Source organism: Salinirubrum litoreum, assembly GCF_020567425.1.
Lineage (GTDB): Archaea > Halobacteriota > Halobacteria > Halobacteriales > Haloferacaceae > Salinirubrum > Salinirubrum litoreum.
Genome location: NZ_JAJCVJ010000002.1, coordinates 1124878 through 1148337 on the forward strand (window position 1 = coordinate 1124878; position 23460 = coordinate 1148337).

At 67.9% G+C, this 23460-nt stretch carries 25 protein-coding genes and 1 tRNA gene; 12 read left to right on the forward strand and 14 right to left on the reverse strand.

Going from position 1 to position 23460, the window contains the following annotated elements:
- Positions 1–18 precede the first annotated feature (18 nt).
- The gene (locus LI337_RS14180) at positions 19–1866 is read right to left on the reverse strand and encodes an ATP-binding protein (RefSeq protein WP_227230514.1); all 1848 of its coding nucleotides are present in this window, start codon (positions 1864–1866) and stop codon (positions 19–21) included.
- Positions 1867–2092: 226 nt separating this feature from the next.
- On the opposite strand from LI337_RS14180, the gene LI337_RS14185 reads away from it, so the two are divergent.
- Positions 2093–2428 (forward strand): DUF7113 family protein, encoded by a 336-nt coding sequence (locus LI337_RS14185; protein ID WP_227230515.1) that lies wholly within the window; start codon positions 2093–2095, stop codon positions 2426–2428.
- Positions 2429–2461: 33 nt separating this feature from the next.
- Here LI337_RS14185 and LI337_RS14190 read toward each other — a convergent pair whose 3' ends face one another.
- Positions 2462–3724: a DNA double-strand break repair nuclease NurA gene (locus LI337_RS14190; protein ID WP_227230516.1), complete on the reverse strand. Its 1263-nt coding sequence runs from the start codon at positions 3722–3724 to the stop codon at positions 2462–2464.
- A gap of 118 nt (positions 3725–3842) precedes the next feature.
- Here LI337_RS14190 and LI337_RS14195 point away from each other — a divergent pair, with 118 nt between their 5' ends.
- The gene (locus tag LI337_RS14195; protein ID WP_227230517.1) at positions 3843–4184 is read left to right on the forward strand and encodes a ferredoxin; all 342 of its coding nucleotides are present in this window, start codon (positions 3843–3845) and stop codon (positions 4182–4184) included.
- A 65-nt stretch (positions 4185–4249) separates the two neighbouring features.
- A tRNA-Leu gene (locus LI337_RS14200) sits at positions 4250–4334 on the forward strand.
- A 342-nt stretch (positions 4335–4676) separates the two neighbouring features.
- Here the strand turns inward: LI337_RS14200 and LI337_RS14205 are convergent.
- Together LI337_RS14205 and LI337_RS14210 are read right to left on the reverse strand one after the other, a co-directional pair.
- Complete coding sequence (locus tag LI337_RS14205) at positions 4677–5444, reverse strand: DUF2238 domain-containing protein (RefSeq protein WP_227230518.1); 768 nt, start codon at positions 5442–5444, stop codon at positions 4677–4679.
- Positions 5445–5515: 71 nt separating this feature from the next.
- Positions 5516–6172: a DUF2238 domain-containing protein gene (locus LI337_RS14210; RefSeq protein ID WP_227230519.1), complete on the reverse strand. Its 657-nt coding sequence runs from the start codon at positions 6170–6172 to the stop codon at positions 5516–5518.
- A 122-nt stretch (positions 6173–6294) separates the two neighbouring features.
- Between LI337_RS14210 and LI337_RS14215 the strand changes: the two genes are divergently transcribed.
- A complete protein-coding gene (locus LI337_RS14215; RefSeq protein WP_227230520.1) occupies positions 6295–6489 on the forward strand; it encodes a DUF8015 family protein in 195 nt (64 codons plus the stop codon).
- Here LI337_RS14215 and LI337_RS14220 read toward each other — a convergent pair.
- The 3 genes from LI337_RS14220 to LI337_RS14230 form a co-directional block, all read right to left on the reverse strand.
- The gene (locus LI337_RS14220) at positions 6486–7262 is read right to left on the reverse strand and encodes a helix-turn-helix transcriptional regulator (protein WP_227230521.1); all 777 of its coding nucleotides are present in this window, start codon (positions 7260–7262) and stop codon (positions 6486–6488) included. The two genes, LI337_RS14215 and LI337_RS14220, sit on opposite strands and share 4 nt — an antisense overlap.
- A gap of 54 nt (positions 7263–7316) precedes the next feature.
- A complete protein-coding gene (locus LI337_RS14225) occupies positions 7317–7667 on the reverse strand; it encodes a hypothetical protein (RefSeq protein WP_227230523.1) in 351 nt (116 codons plus the stop codon).
- 387 nt (positions 7668–8054) lie between these two features.
- Complete coding sequence (locus LI337_RS14230) at positions 8055–8636, reverse strand: DUF7090 family protein (RefSeq protein WP_227230524.1); 582 nt, start codon at positions 8634–8636, stop codon at positions 8055–8057.
- Between the two features lie 159 nt (positions 8637–8795).
- Here LI337_RS14230 and LI337_RS14235 point away from each other — a divergent pair, with 159 nt between their 5' ends.
- A complete protein-coding gene (locus LI337_RS14235) occupies positions 8796–9074 on the forward strand; it encodes a winged helix-turn-helix domain-containing protein (RefSeq protein WP_227230526.1) in 279 nt (92 codons plus the stop codon).
- Positions 9074–9364, forward strand: coding sequence for a DUF8036 family membrane protein (locus LI337_RS14240; protein WP_227230527.1), 291 nt, complete (start codon positions 9074–9076; stop codon positions 9362–9364). The genes LI337_RS14235 and LI337_RS14240 overlap by 1 nt, the downstream gene beginning before the upstream one ends.
- 27 nt (positions 9365–9391) lie before the next feature.
- On the opposite strand, the gene LI337_RS14245 is transcribed toward LI337_RS14240, so the two are convergent.
- A complete protein-coding gene (locus LI337_RS14245; protein WP_227230528.1) occupies positions 9392–9865 on the reverse strand; it encodes a DUF2391 family protein in 474 nt (157 codons plus the stop codon).
- A gap of 100 nt (positions 9866–9965) precedes the next feature.
- Here LI337_RS14245 and LI337_RS14250 point away from each other — a divergent pair, with 100 nt between their 5' ends.
- Positions 9966–10673 carry an Sjogren's syndrome/scleroderma autoantigen 1 family protein gene (locus LI337_RS14250; RefSeq protein WP_227230530.1) on the forward strand — a complete coding sequence of 236 codons (708 nt, stop codon included), beginning with the start codon at positions 9966–9968 and terminating at the stop codon, positions 10671–10673.
- Between the two features lie 29 nt (positions 10674–10702).
- Entirely contained in the window at positions 10703–11095 is a 393-nt protein-coding gene (locus LI337_RS14255; protein WP_227230532.1) for a universal stress protein, read from the forward strand.
- 27 nt (positions 11096–11122) lie between these two features.
- On the opposite strand, the gene LI337_RS14260 is transcribed toward LI337_RS14255, so the two are convergent.
- The 6 genes from LI337_RS14260 to LI337_RS14285 all read right to left on the reverse strand — a co-directional run bounded on the left by LI337_RS14260 (position 11123) and on the right by LI337_RS14285 (position 17739).
- The gene (locus LI337_RS14260) at positions 11123–13636 is read right to left on the reverse strand and encodes a DEAD/DEAH box helicase (protein ID WP_227230533.1); all 2514 of its coding nucleotides are present in this window, start codon (positions 13634–13636) and stop codon (positions 11123–11125) included.
- Between the two features lie 288 nt (positions 13637–13924).
- Positions 13925–14518: a DUF7411 family protein gene (locus LI337_RS14265; RefSeq protein ID WP_227230535.1), complete on the reverse strand. Its 594-nt coding sequence runs from the start codon at positions 14516–14518 to the stop codon at positions 13925–13927.
- Positions 14519–14878, reverse strand: a complete 360-nt coding sequence (locus tag LI337_RS14270) for a DNA-binding protein (protein ID WP_227230536.1) — start codon at positions 14876–14878, stop codon at positions 14519–14521. It lies immediately after the preceding gene.
- 101 nt (positions 14879–14979) lie between these two features.
- Positions 14980–15435, reverse strand: a complete 456-nt coding sequence (locus LI337_RS14275) for a 30S ribosomal protein S19e (protein WP_227230538.1) — start codon at positions 15433–15435, stop codon at positions 14980–14982.
- 123 nt (positions 15436–15558) lie between these two features.
- Positions 15559–16590, reverse strand: a complete 1032-nt coding sequence (locus LI337_RS14280) for a lysylphosphatidylglycerol synthase transmembrane domain-containing protein (RefSeq protein ID WP_227230539.1) — start codon at positions 16588–16590, stop codon at positions 15559–15561.
- A gap of 99 nt (positions 16591–16689) precedes the next feature.
- The gene (locus LI337_RS14285) at positions 16690–17739 is read right to left on the reverse strand and encodes an enolase-like domain-containing protein (protein ID WP_227230541.1); all 1050 of its coding nucleotides are present in this window, start codon (positions 17737–17739) and stop codon (positions 16690–16692) included.
- 569 nt (positions 17740–18308) lie between these two features.
- Here LI337_RS14285 and msrA point away from each other — a divergent pair.
- The 4 genes from msrA to LI337_RS14305 all read left to right on the forward strand — a co-directional run bounded on the left by msrA (position 18309) and on the right by LI337_RS14305 (position 23374).
- Positions 18309–18839: a peptide-methionine (S)-S-oxide reductase MsrA gene (msrA, locus tag LI337_RS14290; RefSeq protein WP_227230542.1), complete on the forward strand. Its 531-nt coding sequence runs from the start codon at positions 18309–18311 to the stop codon at positions 18837–18839.
- A gap of 211 nt (positions 18840–19050) precedes the next feature.
- On the forward strand, positions 19051–20013 hold the full coding sequence (locus tag LI337_RS14295) for an AAA family ATPase (RefSeq protein ID WP_227230544.1): 963 nt from the start codon (positions 19051–19053) through the stop codon (positions 20011–20013).
- Positions 20010–21110 (forward strand): DUF58 domain-containing protein, encoded by a 1101-nt coding sequence (locus tag LI337_RS14300; protein ID WP_227230545.1) that lies wholly within the window; start codon positions 20010–20012, stop codon positions 21108–21110. The genes LI337_RS14295 and LI337_RS14300 overlap by 4 nt, the downstream gene beginning before the upstream one ends.
- The gene (locus LI337_RS14305; protein ID WP_227230547.1) at positions 21107–23374 is read left to right on the forward strand and encodes a transglutaminase TgpA family protein; all 2268 of its coding nucleotides are present in this window, start codon (positions 21107–21109) and stop codon (positions 23372–23374) included. Before LI337_RS14300 ends, LI337_RS14305 begins: the two co-directional genes overlap by 4 nt.
- Positions 23375–23460 lie beyond the last annotated feature (86 nt).

Sequence of the window (23460 nt, forward strand, 5' to 3'; positions counted from 1 at the left end):
GTGTGTCAGCCGCGCCCGTCAGTCGCCGTGGCGCGTCACACACTTCGAGAGGCCGATCAACTCGACCGGTTCGGAGTTGTCCGGCGAGTAGACGACCATCTGGCCCTTCTCCATGTACGGCACCTTCCGTTCGAGGTTCGAGGGGATGTTGACGCTCTTGATCGCGTCCTCGTCGCCGAGGTTCAGGACGACGGTGCTGTTGATCTGCTTGAACACCGCGTCGGCGATGTCCTGCGGGTCCTGCGTGATGAGGAAGAGTCCGAGTCGCTCCTTTCTCCCTTGCTTCGCCGCCTCGGTGAACTTCGTGATGACCTTCCGGGCCTGTACGCTCTCGGCGTCGGTGAGGAAGTTGTGCGCCTCGTCCATCCCGAGGACGACCGGCGTCTCCTTCACGCGGTCGAACTCGGGGTCGTTCGACAGTTTCTCGTCGATCAGCAGGCTGGCGACCGCCAGCACCACCGTCTCGGTCGTCCGCGAGTCGGTGATGTGGTAGGTCGGCACCACGGTCAGGCCGCCGGGCCGGACGAACTGCTTGATCTGCTCGGTGATCGACTTCGCGTCCTGATCGAAGACGTTGCGGAACGTCGAGGAGATGACCCGGCGCTTCACCGCGTCGTAGGTCGCCTCGTGGACGCGACCCGACTCGTCTAACTCCTCGCGCAGTGCCGGGTCGTCGATGTAGCCGACGAACTGGTCGTACGTGCCCGAGTTCCCGTGCTGGCGGAAGAACCGCTGGAGGAGCAGTTGCAGGGCGTTGTACTGGTTGTCGTTGAGACTCGCGCCCGCGACGAGCCACGGCCGGGAGCGAACCATCGAGAAGGGCACCGAGAAGCGAACCTGCTCGGCGCGGTGGTTCTCGCCGGGGTACGACGCCCCGGCGACCTTCGGCACGAACGCCACGGTGTCGTCGTGGCCGCCGTAGGCGACACCCTCGCCCTCCAGTTTGCGGGCGAACTCCCGATCCAGACTCTCGTTGTCGTCGTGCATCTGGGCGTACTCGTCCTGTGGATCGAACATCACCACGGCGGGCGACACCTCTCGCCCGTCGTCCATCGTGTACGCGCGCTCGTCGGCGAGGTACTGCCGGAGGATGTTCTTCGACCCGTGGGTCTTCCCGGAACCGGTGCCCCCGGCGACGAGCGTGTGCCGGAAGACGAGTGGGTCGCCGTCGGTGTAGTCGTCCTTCAGGCGGTAGTCGATCGTCGGCGGTGTCGCGCCGGTCTGGACCTTCTGGCCCCCGACCGAGAGGTGCCCGAGGAAGACGCCCTCCTCGGGAATCTTCAACCCGGTCTTGATCTCGCCCTTGTCGGTCGCCTCGCTGACCGTCGCGCCCGGCTTGGGGACGCGGTCGGTCATCCGGCGTTTCAACTCGTCGCCCTCCTCGTACAGCACCGAGAGTGGTTCGAGCGTGGCCATGAACTTGTAGTCGGCCTCCTCGAAGTCCTCGTAGGTGCGGGCCATCTGCCGCCGGGAGTGGATGACGGAGGTGTCGTCGGAGTGGAACTCCTGGACGTACTCCAGTTCCGTGATCCGGGTGAACAGCGTCTCGCCGTCGGGGTACGGGACGAGGAGGTACTTGCCGAGGCGGATGCCCTCGCGGTTCCCGTCGGTGATGGTCGCTCTGAGACTGGTGTCTTCGCCCTCTTCGGCGATCTTCAGGCCGCAGGCGGCCGGCACGGTGCCGATGCCGGCCGAGGGTGTCGTGGTGTCGATGTCGCGTCGGCTGAACTCGGTCTCGTCGGTTCCGGATTCGGTCGTGTCGCTGTCGGTCGATCCACCGTCACGCGACGCGACCGACTCGCTCGACTCGGTAGACTCGCCGTCGCCGTCGAACCGGTCGAAGTCACCGAGTTCTGAGTCGGACATACCCCAGTCCACGGAACCGTGCGACAAAACCGTGTTCCCTCGTGGCGGTCACCGCGAGCGACGACCGAGACTCCACTCGCCACAGTCCGCGAGCCATCACCGAGACTCCACTCTCGACAGTCGGCGGCCAGACGTGAGCGAATCTAGCGATCCGGCGAACACACGTGAACGAGTCCCGACAACCGGCGGACACACGGCTTTTACCACTCGCGCACCTACGAGTCGTATGCGATTAGTTCGGGGCCACGGCGGCGGGACGGCGCTGACCGGCACGATCTACGAGCGAGGTGAGGAGCCGCCGTCGTTCAAGGGCGCGCCGGACGAACACGCACCCTACGTCTGGGTGTGTGACGAGTTCTACGAGGTCGAGAGCGGTGGCTCCGTCACCGAGATCGACGGGAAGGAGGTTCACGTCGCCTTCGAGTCCCCGATGCCGAAAGGGTTCGAGACGCGCGAGCAGGCGCTGGACGCGGCGCGGGAACACATCCGGACCCAGTTCGCCCGCGTCGGCGTCCCCGAGTCCGAGGTGACGTTCGAGATTATCAAGACCGAACCGGCGTGAGAGACTGCCAGCCGGCCACGGGGAGAAGACGACTCACAGGTCTTCGGCGGCCCAGCGGACGTCGTCGTATGTCGCGCGAATCTCGGAGTCGAAGTCACGCTCGAACAACTCTTTGAGCGCCTGTCGTTCCTCGTTGCTGATCCGGGCGAGTTCGTCGGCTTTGTTCACCGCAGTCGGCGGCCCGCGGTTGAGTGCGACTTCGCTCAAGACGTAGTTCGTCAGCGCTTCTCGCGTCTCTGCATCGTCGGTGAACGCCCGTGGCGCTTCGATCTTGAACAGCAGGTCGTCTCTCGGGTCGTAGACGACGAAGAACGTCACCTCGTACTGCTCGGGCGACAGCGACCGGTCCACGTCGAAGGGGTTCCGGTCGCTGGCGAGTGTCTCGTCGGCCCCGCCGCGCGAGACGAACCACGAGGTGAAGGTGAGGTCGTCGCGGTGTCGCTCCCCGGCGCTGTCGTGGCGTTCGAGTAGGCGGACGAACATCGCGGTGTCGTCGACCCACGGGGGGTCGGGTACTCGCCTGTCGTCTTTCCGGCTCTCTTCGGTGAGCGTCTTCGTGACGAACTTCGAGATGGGGTTCTTCACGAAGCCGAGCAGTGGGACCTCACGCTCCACGAACCGCTCCACGAGGTCGACGTAGTTCTGGACGATGGCACGAGGCTGTGACTCCTCGGTGACGGTCCGGAGTTCCGACTCGCGGGCCTTCCAGTTGAAGATCTGTTTCGGGTAGAGTGGCCCGTCGAGCACCAGCAGATCGTCCACGTCGTCGGCGTGCTGGAGGGCGTGTTCGCTCTCGGCGTAGTACAGCGACAGCGCGTGGACGATGCGCTCGGCGTAGGCGTTGACACGAGGCGCTTTGTTGACCGTCATCCGCCCGTAGCCGGGGTCGTACTCCTCCCAGTCGGTCTCGTGTCTCCCGGCGTCTTTCGTGTGGACCGTCGCCACCACGCTCCGACTCCGGTGGACGTCCAGGTCGCTCGGGCAGGTGCCCATCGCGGCCTGCGCCACGTCGATCACGACGCCGTTCTTGAACGTCGTCGGGTTGATGGTCCCGGAGTCGATCGCGTGACTCGTCTCGAACGCCGGGTCGTGGAGCGAGGCGTCCTCGATGCCGACCGCGTTGAGCGACTGCTCGGCGAGCGGTTCGAGCACCGACCGCCCGTCGGCGTACAGCGGATCGAGGTAGGTCGACCAGACTGTCGCCGCGACGTCGTCGTGATCGCTGTCGTCGACACTGGCGGCGATCTCCTGTGCCAGCGAGGCGATCCCGCTCACGGCGGTCGGGTCGAGCGTCATCGTCTCTCGCTATCGCCGGCAGGACAAAAAGTCACCCGACAGCGACCCGACTCGCTGTGCCGCAGTCGAAGCGGTCCAACCGACAGACGAAAGTCGTCTCGGTCCCGACGATCCGACGATGAGCGACTCGGACACGCCGAAGCCGAGCGAGATCGGTTCGGAGGCCGACGCACCCCCGATCGAGGCGAAGCCCTACAAGATCATCTTCGAGGCGAACAAGTGCTTCGGGGCGGGCAAGTGCGCCGAGGTCTCCGCGAACTGGGAGATGGACATCGCCAGTGGACTCGCCAAACCACGGACCTACTACTTCGGCGAGGACGAACTCGATCACAACGTCCGGGCCGCAGAGGTCTGCCCGGCGAAGAAGGACGCGGGCGTCATCCACGTCGTCGACCGCCGGACCGACGAGGAGATCGCGCCCGACCCACACGGCGACGGGACACTCAGCGTCGACTGGTGAGCAGTCTCCCCCCGTCGGCGGGCGACCGAAACCGATTTCCTACACACGGCGGTACTCCAGACCGCGCGAGGGTGGCTGAGCCTGGCCAAAAGCGGCGGGCTTAAGACCCGCTCCCGTAGGGGTCCGAGGGTTCGAATCCCTTCCCTCGCATTCAGCCGACCGAACACTCGTGAGCGTCGGCTGAACCCTCTCTCGCACGCGGCGACGCTCACTCTCCTCGGTTCTCGATTCGGCCGTTTCACGGTCCGTGAACCGTATTAATCGGTCACTAAGCCGGCGAGCGTGAATTAATCTGTTACTTACCAAGTAGTGTCGGTGTGACAACCGATTCGTATGCCGGGGGAGACCGCAGACGGCCCGACGGGTGTCGGGCGTGCCGACGGCGACGAACTGCTCACCGAACTCGAATCGCGGCGGACGCGGCTGGAGGGGTTGCTCGCACCGGAGGAGTGAGCGAGCCGACCGACGAGTCCCCGACGCTCGGCCCGCCGATCAGGATTTCTTCGAGGCCCCGACCGACCAGTCGCGCGGCCGCCACGCGAACTGTCGGGCGACACCGCGCGCCGACGCTTCCAGCGCCCGCCGCCCGAACAGTGCGACCGTCAGCCAGCCGAACAGGTTGAACACGAGGTCCCAGAACGTGTCGCCCGGTCCGTACACGACGAGCGGTGACTTCCAGATCTCGAACCCGTAGAGGCTGTACCGCCCCTCGAATATCTCGTAGGCCTCCCAGAACAGGCCGCCGGCGACGACCGCCACGAGTGCGAGTGCGACGAGTCGACCGTGACGTGCGGGTCTGTCGGTCGACAACTGGTACGCTCGGCCGGCGACGTAGGCGATGCTCCCGACCAGTGTCGCCGAGAGGAAGTGCGTCAGGTGGTCGAACCACCAGATCGCGTCGTAGACGCCGTAGGCGACGCCGAAGGGGTGGAGAAACAGCGTGAGCGTGATCCACAGCGACTGCCGGGCGGTGAGGTCGACCCCGAACAGCGTCGACAGCAGCAGCGGGTGCAACAGCACGACCGCGACGTAGTGCGGGTAGAACGGGACGACGACGGGGAGCAGTCCGCCGGTGGCCAGCGTCCGCAGTCCGTCGACGGTGAGCACCGAGAGGTCGACGACCAGCAACCCGGCGAGGAGCCAGCGGAGCGCGGTCGTCGCCGCCCACGTCGTGTCCCGCGTCCGGTAGCCGTGTGCGACCGCCACGCAGCCGACGAGGAGGAAGCCGGCGACGGCGGGACCACTGCCGAGCCAGTCCATAGCCTGCCTACGCGCGCCGACGGCTTGAGCGTGGTGCGGGGAGCGGCCCGCGACACCACCGACCCGCAGACTCACACCGGACTCGCGGCCCGGAGCCGACGCCAGTGGCCCGCCACGTCCGCCGAGACCGGGTCGAGGTAGTCCCGGCCGTACCGGACGACGAACAGGCCGCCGAGCAGGTCGAACAGGAGGTCACCGAGCGTGTCGTCGAACCCGGTGACGAGGAACCGTACCTCGTAGAACTCGTAGATCTCCCAGCCGACGCCCGCGACGAGGACGACCACGACCGTCGAGACGGACAGCATCCGGGACGTCAGTGTCCAGGCCCGGTCGCGTTCGACCGCGAGCAGGACGGTCAGTCCGATGGCGGCGACGACGACCGCCGAGAGGAAGTGCGTCAGGAGGTCGAACCACCAGACAGCGCGGTAGACACCGTACAGCACGGCGAGGGGGTGGAGCACGAGTGCGGTCGTCACCAGCAGTCGCTCCCGAACGCGGAGGTCGACGCCGAGGACCGTCCGAAAGAGGAGTGGGTACGTCGCCAGCGCCACCGCGTAGTGCGGGTACGGCGAGAGGCCACCGGTGTTCGGGTTCCAGCAGACGACGGCCGCCAGGAGGAGGCTGAGCAGGGTCACCGCCAGTCGCGGGGCGACGCGACTCCGGCGTCCCGTCGCTCGGCGCGGGGTCGCGGGCGTCGGCGTCTGCGTCCCACCGTCGGTCCGACTCACTATCGGGTCGTATCGCCCCGAGTCGCATAGCTGTTCGCCCTGGGCCCGCGCGCGAGGACCTGTCAACGTTCGACCGAGTCACAAGCTTTTCGGGCCTGGCTAATTACATCTAATTACGAACGATGAACCCGTTCCCCGCCGGTGTCCCGACCCGGTTCGACCTCCTCCTGTTCGTCGTCGGAGCCGCGTTGCTCTCTGGTGGGCTGGCGTGGGTACTCTCGCCCGTCTCGCTGCTCCCGGCGAGCGTCGGGAGTTCCCTCGTGGCCGGTCTCGCCATGTTCGACGGCCTGGTCCGGAACCCGCCGACAGACGGTTAGGAGAGTCGGGTCGCGTCGGCTCTCAGCGTCTCGTAGCGGTCTCGCCCCCACGCGACCGCAGTCTGGCTGTCGTTTCTGAGGAACGCGCGGTGGTAGCCACGGCCGTCGTAGAGGTTCACCGCGAGGAACTCGCGTGGTTCGCTGGCGACCGCGAACTCGAACTGGATGTCCGCGTCCGTCTCGTAGAGAGCGAGGTTGTCGGCGTCCAACACGCCGGTCAGCGTCTCGCGGTACGTCGAGAGCAGGTACTCGACGAGTTCCGACTCGGTGACGATGCTGGCGTCGATGCGGTCGTCGAGAACTGCCTCGCGGAGGGTGCGGACGAATCGCCCGCGTGCGACCGGCGTGGCCGCGACGACCCGGTCGGCCTCCGTGACGGTCGACAGGTACGCCTCGGCCGGTCTGTCGGTGTCGTGTGGTTCGGCGGTGACGACCTCGGCACCCCGAACCACCTCGGCCGGAACCGGCAGACTCGCCGGGAGTCGGGCGAGTTGTGGCTCGGCGTCACAGAACTCTCTCACCCGGTCGACCGTCCGCTCGGTACGGGCGGCGACCAGACGCCCGAAGACGGTCAACTGCACACCGGCGTCGGTCTCCGCGACCAGGCCGAGCGACGTGAGGCGTCGCACCGCCCGGTAGACCGTCGACCGGGCGGTCTCCACCCGTGTCTGCAGGTCGCCCACGCTCGTCGGTCCCTCCCGGAGCACAGCCAGCAACTCCCGGCGACGGATCGCCACGGTCAGTATCTCTCCGGGTTCTGGCTGGGTGGGCATCGACTCCACGTCGGGTCGTCCGTGGTATAACACTTTATAAAGTAACCGAGAGAATTAAATACTGTGTTCACAACGTGAACACACGTCCCGGCAGTTGTACCGAGTACGACACACGGTGAACTCCCGGCGGTTGTACTGGGGACGGTACACGGTGAACTCCCGGTGGTTGTACCGGGGACGGTACACGGTGAACTCCCGGTGGTTGTACCGGGGACGGTACACGGTGAACTCCCGGTGGTTGTACCGGGGACGGTACACGGTGAACTCCCGGTGGTTGTACCGGGGACGGTACACGGTGACCCCCCGACGGTTGGACCGGGGACGACAGACGGTGACGGTCGGAATGAGCCCGCGAACTGCGCCGTGTGTCCTCGTCTCGACGCCACTCGGGACGTGCTCGGCCACCGAGGAACAGACCGTTTCGAATCCACAACTCTTGCCGATACCGAAAGCCGGGGCTCACGAATCGAGTGTCACAAAAGGGGTAAGCACCCGCCGGGAACAGCCCGGCGGACTGCTTGCCGCCCTGAATTGGTCCCCGCTGACGCTTCGGCCCTCCAAGCGAAGCGTCATTTACCACAAGCAGTCGGGGATACTTAAGCGTGCCGCACACGGCAGGGGACTGGGCCGACCGATACTCGCTGCGGGCCGACGACTCCCGGCCGTGCCGAGCGGTTCGTTCGTCGCCCGTCGCGCCCGGCCGTGTGGCTGTGTGTCAGTCACTCACGCGCACCGTCGCCCGGTGTCGGCGGGGTATAAAAATGCCTCGCGGCGACCGGTGGTCGTCTTCCGTCAGTTCGTCTCGACGGTGACGCTCCCGTCTACGTCGAGGGTGACGATGCCGTCGAACAGGGCGCGGAACCGGTCGATGGTCTCGTCGTCGTGGACCTCGTTCGAGAGGTGGAACAGCCCGACGGCGTCGTGTTCGTCGAGGAGTTCCAGGAGACCGGCGGCGGCGTCGAGCGTGCTCTCCACGTCGGCGTAGTAGGCCATCTCGGTCAGCGAGTCGACGCTGACCCGGAGTTTTCCGTCGTGGCTGTCGAGGAACGCCTCGGTCTGTTTGAGGATGCCGTTGAGGTCGTCCGGCGAGGAGACGTAGTGGACGTTCGCCGACCCACGCCGCGAGTAGCCGCGCTCGACCGAGAGCGTGTCGAGGATCACGGCACGGGACTCGTCGACCTCGTAGTGGTCGAGTTTCTGTTCGACCTCGCGGGCGGTCGTTCTGGTGGAGATGACGAGGAAGGCGTCGGTGTCGGTCTTCAGGAAGTCCGTGTCGATGCGGTCGGTCTCGCCGATGCTCGGGTGCAACAACAGCAGTCCGGTGCCGCCCGGAATCGTCGCCGGGCCGTTCTCGATGGCGAGTTCGTAATCCATACAGCAAGCACCGACCGGACGAACTTAAGACTGCGGGGCTGTCGTGGATCGCGCGGTCACCGCCGGCCCACCAGTCCCGACCGACGACCGTGTCTCCGATACACCGTCGAACTGAACGTTTACGTGTGCCCGGCGTGACCACTCGACGGGACGGGTTCGATGGAGAAGGCACTCTGGTATCTGTTCACGGCGACACGCGGCGGCTACAACCGGGTGCGCATCGTCAGAACCCTCTCCGACCGACCGATGAACGCCAACAGACTCGCGGAGGAACTCGACGTGAGCTACAAGACGGTCAGACACCACCTCGACATGCTCGCCGAACACGACGTCGTGGAGGCGGGCGAGGCCGACTACGCCAAACTCTACTTCCTGACGGATCGGTTCGAACGCTACCGGGACACCTTCGAGGACATCGCCGGGCAGGTGGAGGAGTGATGCAGGCACAGATCCAACTCGCCGCGCTGCTCGCGGGCGTGAACCTCGTCTGTCTGCTCGCCCTCACCGCAGTGTGGGCCCGGAACTACCGGCGGTTCCGGACGACGCTCGTCCTCGGTCTGCTGGCGTTCGCGGTCGCCATGCTCGTCGAGAACGCGCTGGCGCTGTACTTCTTCTTCACGATGCAGAGTCTCTACTCCGGCGACCCCCACGTCCAGCAGGCGGTGCTGGTCCTCCGGGCGCTCCAACTCGTCGCGGTCGGAACCCTCACGTACGCGACCCTGAAGTGACGCCGTCACTGCGACCGAAGTTCGGACTCAGAACAGACTGTCTGCGGTCGCCGCGCCGATGACGCTGAACACCGCGCCGACGCTCGTCGCCTTCAGCGTCACCGCCGTCACGGCGACGGTCGCGCCGCTGAGGACGACGCCTCCCGGGAGCGACAGCGCGGGGTCCCCGGCACCCAGCCCCGCCAGAAAGGTCCCGGGGGCGTCGAACGCCAGCGCGAGGATGACGACCGAGAGGTACGAGACGAGGATCAGGGAGATGAAGCGCAGCGGAACCCCACCGACCTCGCGTTCCCGGTCCGGGTCGCGGTTGTCGGCCTTGTAGAGCGCGCCGTAGCCGATGGCGAAGACGATGAGGGCGGTGATCACCCCCTGTGTCGCCGACATGCTCCGCGCGAGCACCCACACCTCCTCGGTGACGACGAACGGGCCGGCGAGCAGGAACCCGCCGACGATCTGCTGGGCGGTGTCCGCGAGGGCGAACCGCTGTCGTGCCCCGACCATGCTCCCCCGAACGACCGGCGTGGGTTTAAAAGCCGCGAGAGCCGACCGCTCGGTCGCCCGCGTCGTGAGACTTTTCGACGCCAAGCCCGTCCGACCGGGTATGAGCGACTTCGACCGGGAGGCCGCACGCGAAGAACTCCGCGAGAAGTTCGAGCGTGACAACGAGAAACGCAAGACGACACAGCGCATGAGCGAACTCCTGTTGAAGGGAGCGACGATGACGAACCGCCACTGCGACACCTGTGGCGACCCCATCTTCCGGTACCAGGGCCAGGAGTTCTGCCCGACCTGCCAGAACGCGAGCGTGGACGGCGGGCCCGACTCGGTGCAGGACGCCCCCGACACGGAGGCGTCGTCTGTGGAGTCGGCGACCGACTCGACGGCTCAGGCGACCGACGCGACCGACGGGACGGCGAACCGGGCGGCCGACGACGCCTCGGTGCCGGTCGAACCTGCGAGTCCCGACGAGGCGGGGGCGACGCCCGCCGACCGCCGCACGCAGACGCCCGTCGACCAGCCACAGCCGTCGACCGCCGACCACCAGCGGCCGACGGCGACCCCCGACCCACAGCAGGCGACTCCGCCGGCGGAGTCGCCGACACCGGGGAGCGAGACAGCGGAGCCACAGCCCGCCCCGCTGGCCGGCGACACTGCCGACCTCGACACGGCCCGTGCCTCGCTGGTCCGGACGGTGACCCGGTACAGCCGCGAGGCCGAGTCGGCCGACGACCCCCGGCGGGCGAAGGAACTGCTGTCGGTCGCTCACGAGGCCGCCGAGACGCTGGCGGCGCTGGATCACACCCGATAAGTTAAGCTCGATTCGCACGCGCTTCCGGTATGCAGGTTCTCGTTCCCACCGACGGCTCCGACTGCAGCGACCGGGCGCTTCGGTTCGCGTGTGACTTCGCCGACCGGTACGACGCCGACCTCCACGTCGTCCACTTCACCGACAGCAGGACCTCCGCGACCGAACAGGTGATCGAACACGCCCGCGAGATACTCGCCGAGGCCGGTGTCGAGGCCGACCCCGAGGTCGTCGTCGAGACCGACGTGGGCGTCCGAACCGCCGGACGCGTCGGGAAGGCGATCGTCTCGCTGGTCTCCGAACGCGGCTACGACCACGTGGTGATGGGCCACCACGGCTCCGGGGCCATCGAGCGGGCGATTCTGGGTAGCGCGGCCGAGACCGTCGTCCGTGCCGAGACGACGCCGGTGACGATCATCCCCTGAGCGTTCACGCGCGGCCCCCGCTCACGCTCACCGCTCGTAGTCGCTCCCGACGACCTCGCGAATCCGGTCGGCCGTCACCTGGCCGACGCCCGAGACTTCGAGCAGGTCGTCTTCTCTCGCGGTCATCACCGCCTCGACGGTGCCGAACTCCTCCAGCAGCGCCCGCGCCGTGACGGGGCCGATGTCCGCGATGGCGGAGACGACGTACTCCTGCTGTTCGGCCAGCGTCTTCGAGGACTTCTCGCCGTGGACCTGCACGGAGCGGTCAGAGGTCTCCTGTTCCCGCCGGGCGAGTACCTCCAGCATGTCGGCGGTGTCGGCCTCGTCGGTCGTCCGGAGCACGGAGACGCCGAAGTCGACCGCCAGCGAGGAGAGCGCGCCCCGGATCGCGTTCGGGTGGACGTTGCGCTCCTCGTACAGCCCCTCGCCTTCCAGCAGGAGGATGGGCCGGGCGTAGGCCCGCGAGAGGTCGCCGATCTGCTCGAACAGCGACCGGTCCCCGCCGGTGAGCGTGTCGAGGAAGTCCGAGACCGACTTGCGCTCGACCGCCACGCGGTCGGAGCAGACGTAGTCGCCCACCGCGAGCGTCTCCAGTCGCGTCGTCAGGTTCTCGCGGGTCGAGAGGTCCCGCGCGATGGTGGAGTCGAGTTCGCGCTGGTCGATGACGAGTTCGACCGTGCCGTCCTCGTCCGATTCGGCGCGAGCGACGACTCCCTCCTCGGCGTCGGCTGACGCCGACGCCTCGTCGGTCGTCGCCGGGTCGTCCATGTCGTCGGTCGCCGGGTCGTCGGAAGCGTCGGTCGGTTCGGGATCGGTCGACTGCTCGGCGAAGTCCGTCAGGCCGGGTTGGCCCCCGGTGTCGCCGCTCCCGTTCGTCGCGGCGTCGGTACCGGCGGCGTCGGCGCTGGCAGTGGCGGTTCCACCGCCTCCGGAGCTACTGTCGCCGTTCGCGTCGAAGGCGTCCAGGGACTGCTGGCTGTCGTCCAGTTCCTCCTCGATCTCGTCGGCCGCGCTCTTCAGGGCGTTCAGTTCGTCTTCCATCTCCTGTTCGCGCCGACGGGAGATCCAGAAGAACGCCTCGTCGCGGGTGTCTTCGGCGAGGAGGACGGCCACTCGTCCCTCGGTCTGGCGGCCGGTCCGGCCCTTGCGCTGGATCGAGCGGATCGCGGTCGGGACTGGCTCGAAGAACAACACCAGATCCACCTCCGGCACGTCCAGTCCCTCTTCCGCGACCGAGGTGGAGACGAGGACTTCGAACTCCCCGTTCCGGAAGGCGTCTAAGGTCTCCTGCTGTTCTTTCTGGGTCATCCCGTCCGATCCCTCCTTGTCGCCCTGGCCGACGAACCGCCGGACGTCGAAGCTCTCCGAGAGGAAGTCGGTCAGCGCCTCGGCGGTGTCGCGCGACTCGGTGAAGACGATGACGCGCTCGCCCGCCTCGATGCCGAGCGTCTCGGCCAGCAGGATGCGCGTCTTCGAGAACTTCGGGTGGATGCCGTCGAAGGATTCGGCCTTCCGCATCGCCTCTCGCACCTTGGGTTCGGAGACGAGTCGCTGGGAGGCTTTCGAGGCGCCCGAGGAGCGCGCGGCGTTGCGCTGGCGCTCGAAGTACCGGCGGAGCGCCTCGACGGACTGGGTCTCGACCAGTTCGACGGCCCGCCGGAGTTTCATGATCTCGGCGTGGGTGGACATCCCCTTGTAGCCCTTCGACTGGTCGTTGTTCATCATGCGCTGGAGCTGTCCGCGCATCTCGTTGAGGTCTTTCTGCGAGAGGTCCGGACTGGTGCGGTTGGTGATCCCGAGCGACTTCAGCTTCTCCAGTCGGTCCGTGATCACCTCGTTGAGCGCGTCCCGGATCGCCAGCACTTCGTCGGGGAGGTCGATGCGCTCCCACTCGACGTCGGTGTCGTAGGTGTACTCGTCGACGTCGGCGTCGTCCTCGGTCATCACCGCCACCTCGTCGATCCCGAGGTTCGCACAGACTTCGAGGATGGCCTCCTCGTCGCCGCCGGGGGAGGCGGACATCCCGGTCACGAGGGGGTCGGCGGCGTCGGCGTGGTAGCGCTCGGCGATGTAGACGTAGGCGTAGTCGCCGGTCGCACGGTGGCACTCGTCGAAGGTCAGGTGGGTCACGTCCCGCAGCGAGATGCGGTTGCCGACGAGGTCGTTCTCGACGACCTGTGGGGTGGCGATGACGATCTGCGCCGACTCCCACAGTTCGGCGCGGTCGTCCGGCCGAACCTCCCCGGTGAAGACGACGATGTCGTCGTCCGGGACGGAGAGCGCCTCGCGGTAGAAGTCGGCGTGCTGTTGCACGAGCGGTTTCGTAGGCGCGAGAAACAGCGACTTCCCGCCGACCTCCTGCAGGCGTTCGGCCGTGACGAGCAGCGAGACGGTCGTCTTGCCGAGACCCGTGGGAAGACAGACCAGCGTGTCCGAGTCGCGGGCGGTGCCGGCGAGTCGGATCTGGTAGAGGCGGCGCTCGATGAAGTCGGGAACGAGCAGCGGGTGATCGACGTAGGGGACTTCGTCCTGAGTCGCCATTCGGTAGTGAGGTGGATTTTGGACGGTTTCGCTGATAAGGCTTCGTGAAGCGGGGTGGAAGTGAAACGGACGGCGTGTCGTGACGCGACCTCTGCCCGTGTGCTCGGCGGGGACAGTACCGCAACGGCGGCAGTACTCTCTCCGTCACCCACGACAGCGCCAGCACCCGCCACCCGCGACAACGCTAGCATCCGACACCAGTCACGTGGGTCGAGGGGTCTCACCTCTCGGTGTCGACGACCGACCCGACCGAACTCCCGACGACCGAGCCACCCACGTACACGGCGGTCAGTCCCGAAGGCCGTGGACGTACGTCTGGTGGTGGTCGGGGAACACCTCGTCGACCGCCTGCTGGCCGAACTCGTCGGCGAGCAGCACCCGAAGTTCACCCTCGTAGTCGGCCTTCGGCACCTCCGCGCTCGGGCCGGTCTCGACGTCCAGTCGCTGCTCGACCAGTCGATCCACCGCGCGCCGACCGAACCCCGAGAGGGGCGCGAGGTAGTCCACGTCGTGGCGGTCTTCGAGACTCTGGGCCTGTGCCCGCGAGACGGTCGGCACCCGGTCGTCCCGGCGCGTCCCGTCCGCGATGGCGGTCACGTCCAGTTCCGCGACCGACTCCAGTGCGTGCTCGTGGACCTGCTGGATGCCGTTGCGGGGGTAGCCGTCGGCGTGCATCCGCTCGACGGCCGAGCGAGCCACCTCGTGGTCGAGTTCGACCGTCTGGAAGTCGTACCCCAGCGTCTCGGCGGCCCTGCGGGCGTGTTCCCAGTCGTTCGTCACGTCGAAGTGGGCCGTGACGAGCGTCACGTCGTAGAACGTATCGAGCAGGAGCGCCGAGAGCGTCGAGTCCTTCCCGCCGCTGTAGAGGAGCGCCAGATCCATCTACCGGCGGCGGATGTTGAAGCTCTTCGAGTCCGGCTTGAGTTCCTTCAGGAGCGCCTTCATCTGGTCCTCGTCGATCCGGTCCTGGATGCGCCCGCTCTGTGCCAGCGCGACGATCTGGCGTTCCACCTGCTCGGCGAAGTCGGGCTTCGACATCTGGACGGCGTTGAGTCGCTGGCGCGCCCCGTCGGTGAGATACTGCTTCAGCAGGGCCTCTTTCTGGGCTTCGGCCTGCTCTTGGGCGGCCTGCTGGGCCTCGGCGTCGGCCTGCCCGCCGCCCGACTCGGCCTGCTCGCGCATCTCCTGCATCTTCTGTTCGCGCAGTTCTTCGAGGCGTTCGTCGTCGGGGTTCCCGCTCATGTGCGCCTATTCCGGCGTGAAACGCAAAACGATTTCGGACGGCAGAGTCCGACGGACGCCCGGCTACCGGGACAGAGAGAGAAAGACGAAAACGGACGGACTCAGGCGTACTTCTGCAGGTCGTCGCGGTCGAGGTCGTCGATCACGTCGCCGGCGATGCTGTCGAGGAGACTGCGCCCCTCGGCGGTGATGCGGCGGCCCTCACCCTGTGCGGTCTCGACGAGACCCTCCTCTTCGAGCTGCTGGAGTGCGACGCGGATGATCTTCTTGCTGCCGGCGGACTGCTTGGCCTGTGCGACCCGGTAGCGCGTGGAGCCCTTCTTCGACCCGCCGTACTCCGTGGCGAGTCGCTCGACGCCGATGGGACCGCTCTTCGCGACCTTCCGGAGGAGACTCGCGGAGCGAACGAACCAGAAGTCGTCGTCCTGCGGCGGGAGCTCTCGGTCCACGCCGGTCTTCGTGTACTGCGCCCAGTCGGGCTGCTCGATGCGACCGTCGAGTTCCTCGGCGACGGCCTCGATGAGGGCGTCCGCCGGAACGTCGTAGAGCGTAGGCATGGGTACGGATTCAGTCCTGCGGCGTTTAAAAGCATCGTATTGGGGGCGTCCGCGTGGGTTCTGCACACGGTCGGAGTCGGCGGTTCGCTCGCGTCTCCACGGCGCCGCTTCCCTCCCGACCGGCTACCCCGACGTACCCCGCCGCGCGCCGACGACGCTCATCACGACCCCGCCGATCGCGGTCGGGACCCAGTAGACAGACCCGCGGAAGATGATCACGGCCGCAGTCGCCGGGGCGATCCCGATCCCGGGGAACGCCTGCAGGAGTCCGATCAGCACCGCCTCGATGCCGCCGGCACCGCCCGGCAGGGGTGTCGCGCCGGCGATGGCACCGATCGGCACGGCAAACAGCGCGACGTAGAAGGGCACCGAGGAGCCGATCGCCTGGAAGGCGATCCACAGCCCCAGCGACTGGAGGAACCAGCCGAGTGCGGACAGGCCGAGTGCGAGCGCCAACCCTCGTGGGTTCGTGGCGACACGCTCGATGGCCTGGAAGAAGCGCCCGATCCGGCGTTCGATGCCGTCGGCGTCGGGAACCGTGACGCGCGGAATCCAGCCGCCGACGCGCTGGATGAGCGGCGTGAGTCGCTGGACGGCACGGTGTTCGAGTTCGTACCGACGGTTCCAGGCGTAGTAGATCGCGCCGGGGACGACGACCGCGAGCACGACCACCAGCGCGAGACCGAGTTCCAGGTCGGGGTTCAGCGTCGCGGTCGTGGCGAAGTAGCCGATGCCGACCAGCGCGAAGGAGATCGAGGGGACGAAGTTCAGCGTGTCGACGCTGGCGATGGCCGCGAGGCCGGTCTCGTACTCCGCGTCGGTCGACTCGGAGATCAGCAGGGCCGTGACCGGCTCCCCGCCCGCCTGGCCGAACGGCGTGATGTTGTTCGAGAACATCGCGCCCGCGAAGATGAGGAATGACTGGCGGACGGTCGTTTCCACGCCCAGCACGTCCAGTACGGTCCGGAGCGCGCCGGACCACGCGAACAGCCAGCCGAGCGTGACGACCACGACCGCACCGACCAGTCGGAGGTCGGCCCGGACGAGCGTGTCGACGAGTCTGTCGACCCCCGCGAGCAGGAACAACAGCGCGAACACGACGAGGGCGGCGGCGAAGCCCACGGCGGTCGCGCGGAGGTCGGTCGTCCCGGACATACCACGGGCGTCGGTCAGGGGCGGCTTGAAGCCACCGAAAGCGTCGGCTGCGGCCGATTTCTCCGGTTCCCCCACGGCGGTCACACCGGGCGACAGCCCTCAGAAGGAGAGTCCGACCGGGTCGTCGCCGGGGCGGAGCGGACTGGTCGGCAGCCCCGACTGCACCTCCGGATCGTTGTACCCCGAGGGAGCCACGTCGTTCGGGCCGTCCGGGTAGAAGACACTGGCGAGCAGTTGGATGTGGTCCCGGCCGCAGTCCAACTCGAACTGCCCGCCGCCGTAGAGTTGCACGTCGCGGTCCAGACAGTACGCGATGCTGTCGAGCACCGACTCGACGGTGCCGAACCGCGAGGGCTTGACGTTCAGCACATCGGGCTCGAACGGCAGGGTCTCGATGCTCTCGATGCCGGTGATCGGCGCGTCCCACGAGATACGGTCGTGGGCGTCCGCCAGCACCGGGTCGGTCTCGTCGGTCAACGCCGGGTCCTCGACGATGGCTTCGGGGAACCCCTCGACGACCCGGCGGTAGAGGTCGGGGTCGGCCTCCTGATCGACGGTCGTGCCGTGGTACTGGCCCTTCAGATCGAGGATGCGCACCCGGTCGAGGGCGGCGAGGTCGGCCACGATGTCGTCGGTCCAGTCGCTCGTCGGGTCGAGTTTGAACTCCGAGTCGGGGTAGGCGTCGAGCAGGTCGTGGACCCGGTCGGTCGACGGCGGGTCGCCCAGTCGCGTCGAGACCGCGAACCGGACCGGATCACGCTCTCGGCTCACGACTGCGGCGAGGTGCGTGTCGTTCTGGCGGAGTGCGAGGTCGAGTGCGGCGCTCTCGAGGCCCCACCGGCGGTAGTGGTGGCCGGTCTCGCGTTCCGGTTCCTTCGTCGGGAACAGATCGGCGTCGTCCAGCATCGCCGAGAACTCGTCGAACGTGTAGTCGCCGGCGAGGTCGAGTGGGTCGTCGGCCGACTGGAGTGCGTCGTGGTCCTCGGTGTCGTAGGTCACGTCCTCGCCTCGGCCGGTCTCGCCCGCGCCGTGGAGCGCGAACACGGTCGTCACGCGCTCGAAGCCCGAAGAGGTGTCCGCGCTCCGGCGCGCGAGGTCGTAGTCGTCGACGGTGAGCGACAGGTCGGCGACGGCGTCGTAGAAGCGCATACTCCGTGGTCGTCGTGTGGGGGTATGAACGCTGTGGCGACTGTGATGTCTACCGGGTTGGCGCGGTCGCAGACTGGGGAGGTGGACTGGTCGGTGTGCATCCTGTCGAATCCGGGGGGTGACGAGTGGAGCGTGCGCCTCTACGGGTGACGAATGGAGCGTACGCCCTTACTTACGAGACGGCGCGCGCGACTGACGCGCGCGAGGGAGCGGGGCGCTCTCGTGCGCCCCGCGAGGTTGGGGAGGACCGAGGCGCGGTTGCTGTCGCCGTCGCGGTTGCTGTCGCCGTCGCGGTTGCTGTCGCAGTGCGGTCGCGGGTGCGGGTCCGCTGGTCGGTGCGCTAGATCGAGTAGTGGTGCTGTCGCGGGTTGCTGTGCTGTCGCGGGCTGTTGTGCTCTCGTGGTGCTGTTGCAGTGCCGATGCGGTTCCGGGAGTCACACGAGTAGCGTGACCGCCAAAGTGACTGTCTCGGTCGCGTCTCCATCGAAACGCCTGCCTTCACAGTCGGCCTGAGTCGCCACACGCAGTACCGCGTCAATTTCATACGCCTCGCCACCCTCCACAGCAGTATGACAGCCACCGCGACGTTCGGCGGCGGATGCTTCTGGTGTACCGAGGCGGCGATGAAGGAACTCGACGGCGTCGCGTCGGTCACCTCGGGGTACGCCGGCGGCGACACCGAGAACCCCACCTACAAGCAGGTCTGTGCCGGATCGACCGGTCACGCCGAGGTCGTCCAGGTCGAGTACGACCCCGACGTGATCGGCTACGACGAACTCCTCGAAGTCTTCTTCGCCACGCACGACCCGACCCAGTTGAACCGACAGGGGCCGGACGTCGGCACCCAGTACCGGTCGATCGTCCTCTACCACGACGACGATCAGCGCGAGCACGCGGAAGCGTACATCGCGGCGCTGGACGAGGAGTACGACGACGAGGTCGTCACCGAACTCACCGCACTGGAGACGTTCTACCCGGCCGAGGAGTACCACCAGGACTACTTCGAGAAGAACCCGAACGACGCCTACTGCCAGATGCACGCCCGCCCGAAGGTCGAGAAGGTCCGCGAGCGCTTCCAGAGCAAGCTGAAACAGGCCTGAATCGGTGACGGCTCGGCGGCGACGGCTCTCCTCGCCCGGCGCGTCTCGATAGGACTCCCGAGGCAAACGTACTGCATGCGATACGCCCACACCCAGCAGAGTTACGTGCGTCCGGCCGTTACCAGTTCGCAGTGACATCCGTGCGCAGAGGACGCCGGTCGGCGCATCGCTCCCGACAGCACCGCCCCGTCCAGCGACGGTCCCCCCATCCATGACGAACGCCGAGACAGACGCCGGACACGCAGGACACGCCCCCCTCCCGGTTTCGGAGGCGGCAGCACTGACGGACAGGATCACCGAGAACGTCGAGGAGGTCATCGTCGGCCAACACGACGCCATCGAACACATTCTCATCGCGGTGCTGGCTCGCGGTCACCTCCTCTTGGAGGACGTACCGGGCGTCGGCAAGACGATGCTCGCGCGGGCGGTCTCGAAGTCGGTCGACTGCTCGTTCAAGCGCGTCCAGTTCACCCCCGATCTGCTCCCCTCCGACGTGACCGGGGTCAACGTCTTCAACCAGAAGACCCGCGAGTTCGAGTTCCAGTCCGGGCCGGTCTTCGCCAACATCGTGCTTGGCGACGAGATCAACCGCGCCCCGCCGAAGACCCAGTCCGCCCTGCTGGAAGCGATGGAGGAGAACCAGGTGACGGTCGACGGCGAGACGCGGCGACTCCCGAACCCCTTCACCGTCATCGCCACGCAGAACAACGTCGAACCGAACCGCACCTACGAACTCCCGATGGCCGAGATCGACCGCTTCATGAAGAAACTCCAACTCGGCTACCCCTCCGAAGCCGAGGAGACGGACATGCTCGGCCGGATCGCGGGCGAACACCCCATCGAGTCGCTGGAGTCGGTCGCGAGCGTCGAGGACGTGCTCCGCGCCCGGAAGACCGTCTCTGAGGTGACGGTCGAGGAGTCGGTCCGGTCGTACGTCTCGCGGCTGGCGACCTACACCCGGGACCACGCGACGCTGGGCGTCAGCCCGCGCGGTGCCATCGCGCTGGTCCGGGCCTCGCAGGCCCGCGCGGTCATCGACGGCCGCGACTACGTGCTCCCGGACGACGTACAGGCCGAGGTGCCGACGGTCTGGAGCCACCGCATCCGCGAGGGGAGCGGTGAGGCCGGTGCGGACCTCGTACGATCCGCAGTCGAGACAGTCCGAGTCGAATGAGACCAACACCCCGTGGTATCGCGGTCGTCGGCGTCGCGGTCGGAGCCGTGGCGATGGCGCTCGCGTTCGGCGCACGCTCGCTGAACGCGCTCGTCGTCCCGGCGCTCGTGGCTCTCCTCGCGGCGGTCGTCCAACTCCGGTGGCTCGACCGCCCGACGCTCGACCGGACCCCACCGGCCGACGACTTCGTGGGCGAGACCGGCACCGCGACCCTGCGCTTCGAGACCGACGACCCCGTGTTCGCCAGCGTCACCGAGCGCGTCGCGGTCGGCAGTCGAGAAGACGGCGGTTCCCAGGAACACACGGTCGAGACGACGGTCGGCGGCGACCCCATCACGGTGCCGGTGTCGTTCGACGCCAGAGGCGAGGGTGTCGTCGGGCCGACCACCGTGACCGCCCGCGACGTGCTCGGACTCTTGGAGACGACGTTCGACTACACCGGGACCGACAGCTTCCTCGCCTACCCGCCGGTCAGACCGCTCTCCGACACGGCGTGGCACGAACTCTCCGCGATGCGCGACGCCGGCGAGACGCCCGACCGCGACGAGTTCGACAGTTTGCGGGAGTACGACCGGGGCGACGCACTGCGCGACATCCACTGGAAGACGAGCGCGAAGCGCGACGACCTGATCGTCAAGCAGTTCGTCGCCGACGAGGACGACGACGCGGTCGTCCTCGCCGCCGGCGGCGACCCGGCCGACGCCGACCTGCTGGCCGAGGCGACCGCCAGCCTCGCGGTCGCGCTCTCGGAGGCCGGCGTCCCGGTCCACCTCGTCCTCCCGGAGACGACCGTCGAGTCGGGACTCGGCGGCGACCAGCGGGTCCGGATGCTGGAAGCACTCGCCCGGACCGCCGGTGGCGACCGCCCCGAGGTCGACGCGGACGTGACGGTCGACGCCGAGGGCGGCCGGGCGACGATCAGGGTCGGGACGACCGAGACGACGTTCGAGCGACTGGTCGGTACCGCGACCGACGACGTGGTTCGCGGCATCGCGGCTGTCGGCGGTGACGGGCGGTCGTCCGGTGGCGCGTCGACTGGCAGTGCGGGCGAACCTGACCCGCGACCCACCGCGGCCGACGGAGGTGTCGACCGATGAGCGTCGGCGACATCCGGTCGCGGCTGTCGGGCGTGGGCGGAACCGGAGAGACGGACACCGCAGGCGACACGGGCGACACCGCATCCGGCATCGGTCCGTTCCGACTCGGGGCGTTCGTCGGGGTCGGCCTCCTCGTCCTCGCGTACGGGAACGTCCTCTACTACGTCACCGACATCGTCGGTGGCTCCGGCCTGTTGCTCGCGGTCGTCGCCGGGTCGCTCCTGTTGGCGACCGCACTCGGGCGGTTCCTCCGCCTCCGGAGTGCGGTCGTCTTCACGCTGGTCCTCTTCGCCGGGGGGTTCGCGGTCTACCTGCTGTCGATTCCGACGAGTCAGTTGTCCGTCCTCACGGCCGACCGACTGTTCGGCGACACCATCGCCCTCCTGTCGGGGCTGTCGGTCCTGCGACTGACCGAGGCGGGCGTCTGGGCGCTCGCTATCGCACCGGGGCCGACGTTCCTCGCGTGGTATCTCGTCGTTCGCCGACGGTACGTCCTCTCGGCGGCGGCCGGCGGGGCGGCGCTGACCTTCTTCGTGCTGACGGGTGACGCGAACCCAGTCGTCACGCTGGCCGGCGCGATCGGTGCGGCCGGCGCGGTCGGCTTCGGCACGCTCCACGAACGCGGCGGGACACAGGCGCAGTTCGACACGCTGGCGACGGTGCTGGCGGCGATGATCGTCGTCTCGGCGACCCTCTCGCTCGTGCCCGGCGGGGCCGCACAGCCGCTCGACCCGGATCCGGGTGCCGGCACCATCGAGCAGAACCTCGTGTCCGCACAGGACGAGGTGCAGATTCAGGGGAGCATCGAACTCTCCCCGCAGGTTCGGTTCTCCGTCGAGAGCACCGAACCGCAGTACTGGAAGACGACCTCCTTCGACCGGTACACCGGCGGCGGCTGGGTCAGGACCGAGGGGACGAGTCCGTACCCCGGCAGACTCCAGTCGCCGCCCGGTGCCTCGCGGCCGGTCCGCCAGACCGTGACCGCCGAGACGCGACTGGACGCGCTCCCCTCGGCCTGGAAGCCGGTCTCGCTGTCCGGGTCGGCGGTCGGGAACGCGCAGGTGACCCATCAGGGCGACCTGCGACCCGGCACGGCGCTGCTGCCGGGTGAGACGTACACCGTCGAGAGTCAGGTGCCCCAGTACACCCGCGAACAGCTTCGACGCTCCGGGTCGGACTACCCGAGCGAGATCGAGTCGACGTACACGCAACTGCCGAGCAGTACCTCCGAGCGCCTGCGCATCCGGTCTGCGGAGGTCGCCGGCGGCTACGACAACCCCTACGACAAGGCGGTCGCGGTCCGCGACTACCTCCAGGAGAACAAGACCTACTCGCTGGACGTCCAGCGCCCCTCGGGCGACATCGCGGACCGGTTCCTGTTCGAGATGGAGTCGGGCTACTGCACCTACTACGCGACGACGATGGTCGTCATGCTCCGGTCGCAGGGCGTGCCGGCCCGGTTCGTGACGGGGTACACGCCCGGCGAACAGGTCGGCGAGGACCGGTACGTCGTGCGCGGTCTCGACTCCCACGCGTGGGTCGAGGTGTACTTCGCGGACGTGGGCTGGGTCCGGTTCGACCCGACGCCCGCCAGCGACCGGCAGAACGCCGAGGCGACGCGCCTCGATCAGGCGCGACTCGACGGCGAGGAGGGCGTGGACACCACCGAGACGCAACCGCCGAACGAGACCGCGACGACGCCGGGGTCGCCGGACGCGAACACGACGGGGATCAACGGGACGAACAACACCACGCTCAACCAGGAGCGACTGATCGAGCAACTCGGCGGCGACGGGAACACGACCGCCGCGACGACCGGCCCCCCGGGTGCCGAGAGTGCAGACGACGGCCCCCTCGGTGGACTGCCGGACACCCGGACGCTCGCGCTCGGGTTGATCGCGCTGGTCGGCGCGGTCGCGGGCGCGCGTCGGACGGGCGTCACGACACGGGCCTACCGGAGCGTCTGGCTCCGCTTCCACGGGAAGCGGCGCGATCCGACGACCGACACGGTGCGGGCGTTCGAGCGACTGGAGTACCTGCTCGCCCGGCAGTACCGCCCGCGCAGAGACGGCGAGACGGTGCGGGCGTACCTCGACGCGCTCTCGCGGGTCGGCCTCGACGACCGGGCGAAGCGGGTGGGGTCGATCTACGAACGCGCCCAGTACGCCGGCGAGGTGTCCCGCGAGGACGCCGACGAGGCGATCGACCTCGTGGGGCAACTGGTGACGGAACGCACGCCGATCATCGGTCGACTGCGGTCGTGAGTCCCCCGGAATCGGTGTGCGGGACGGTCACGCACCCCCGTCGGATCGGGATTCCGAAACCTTCAATTACCGTGGCGGGGTACGAT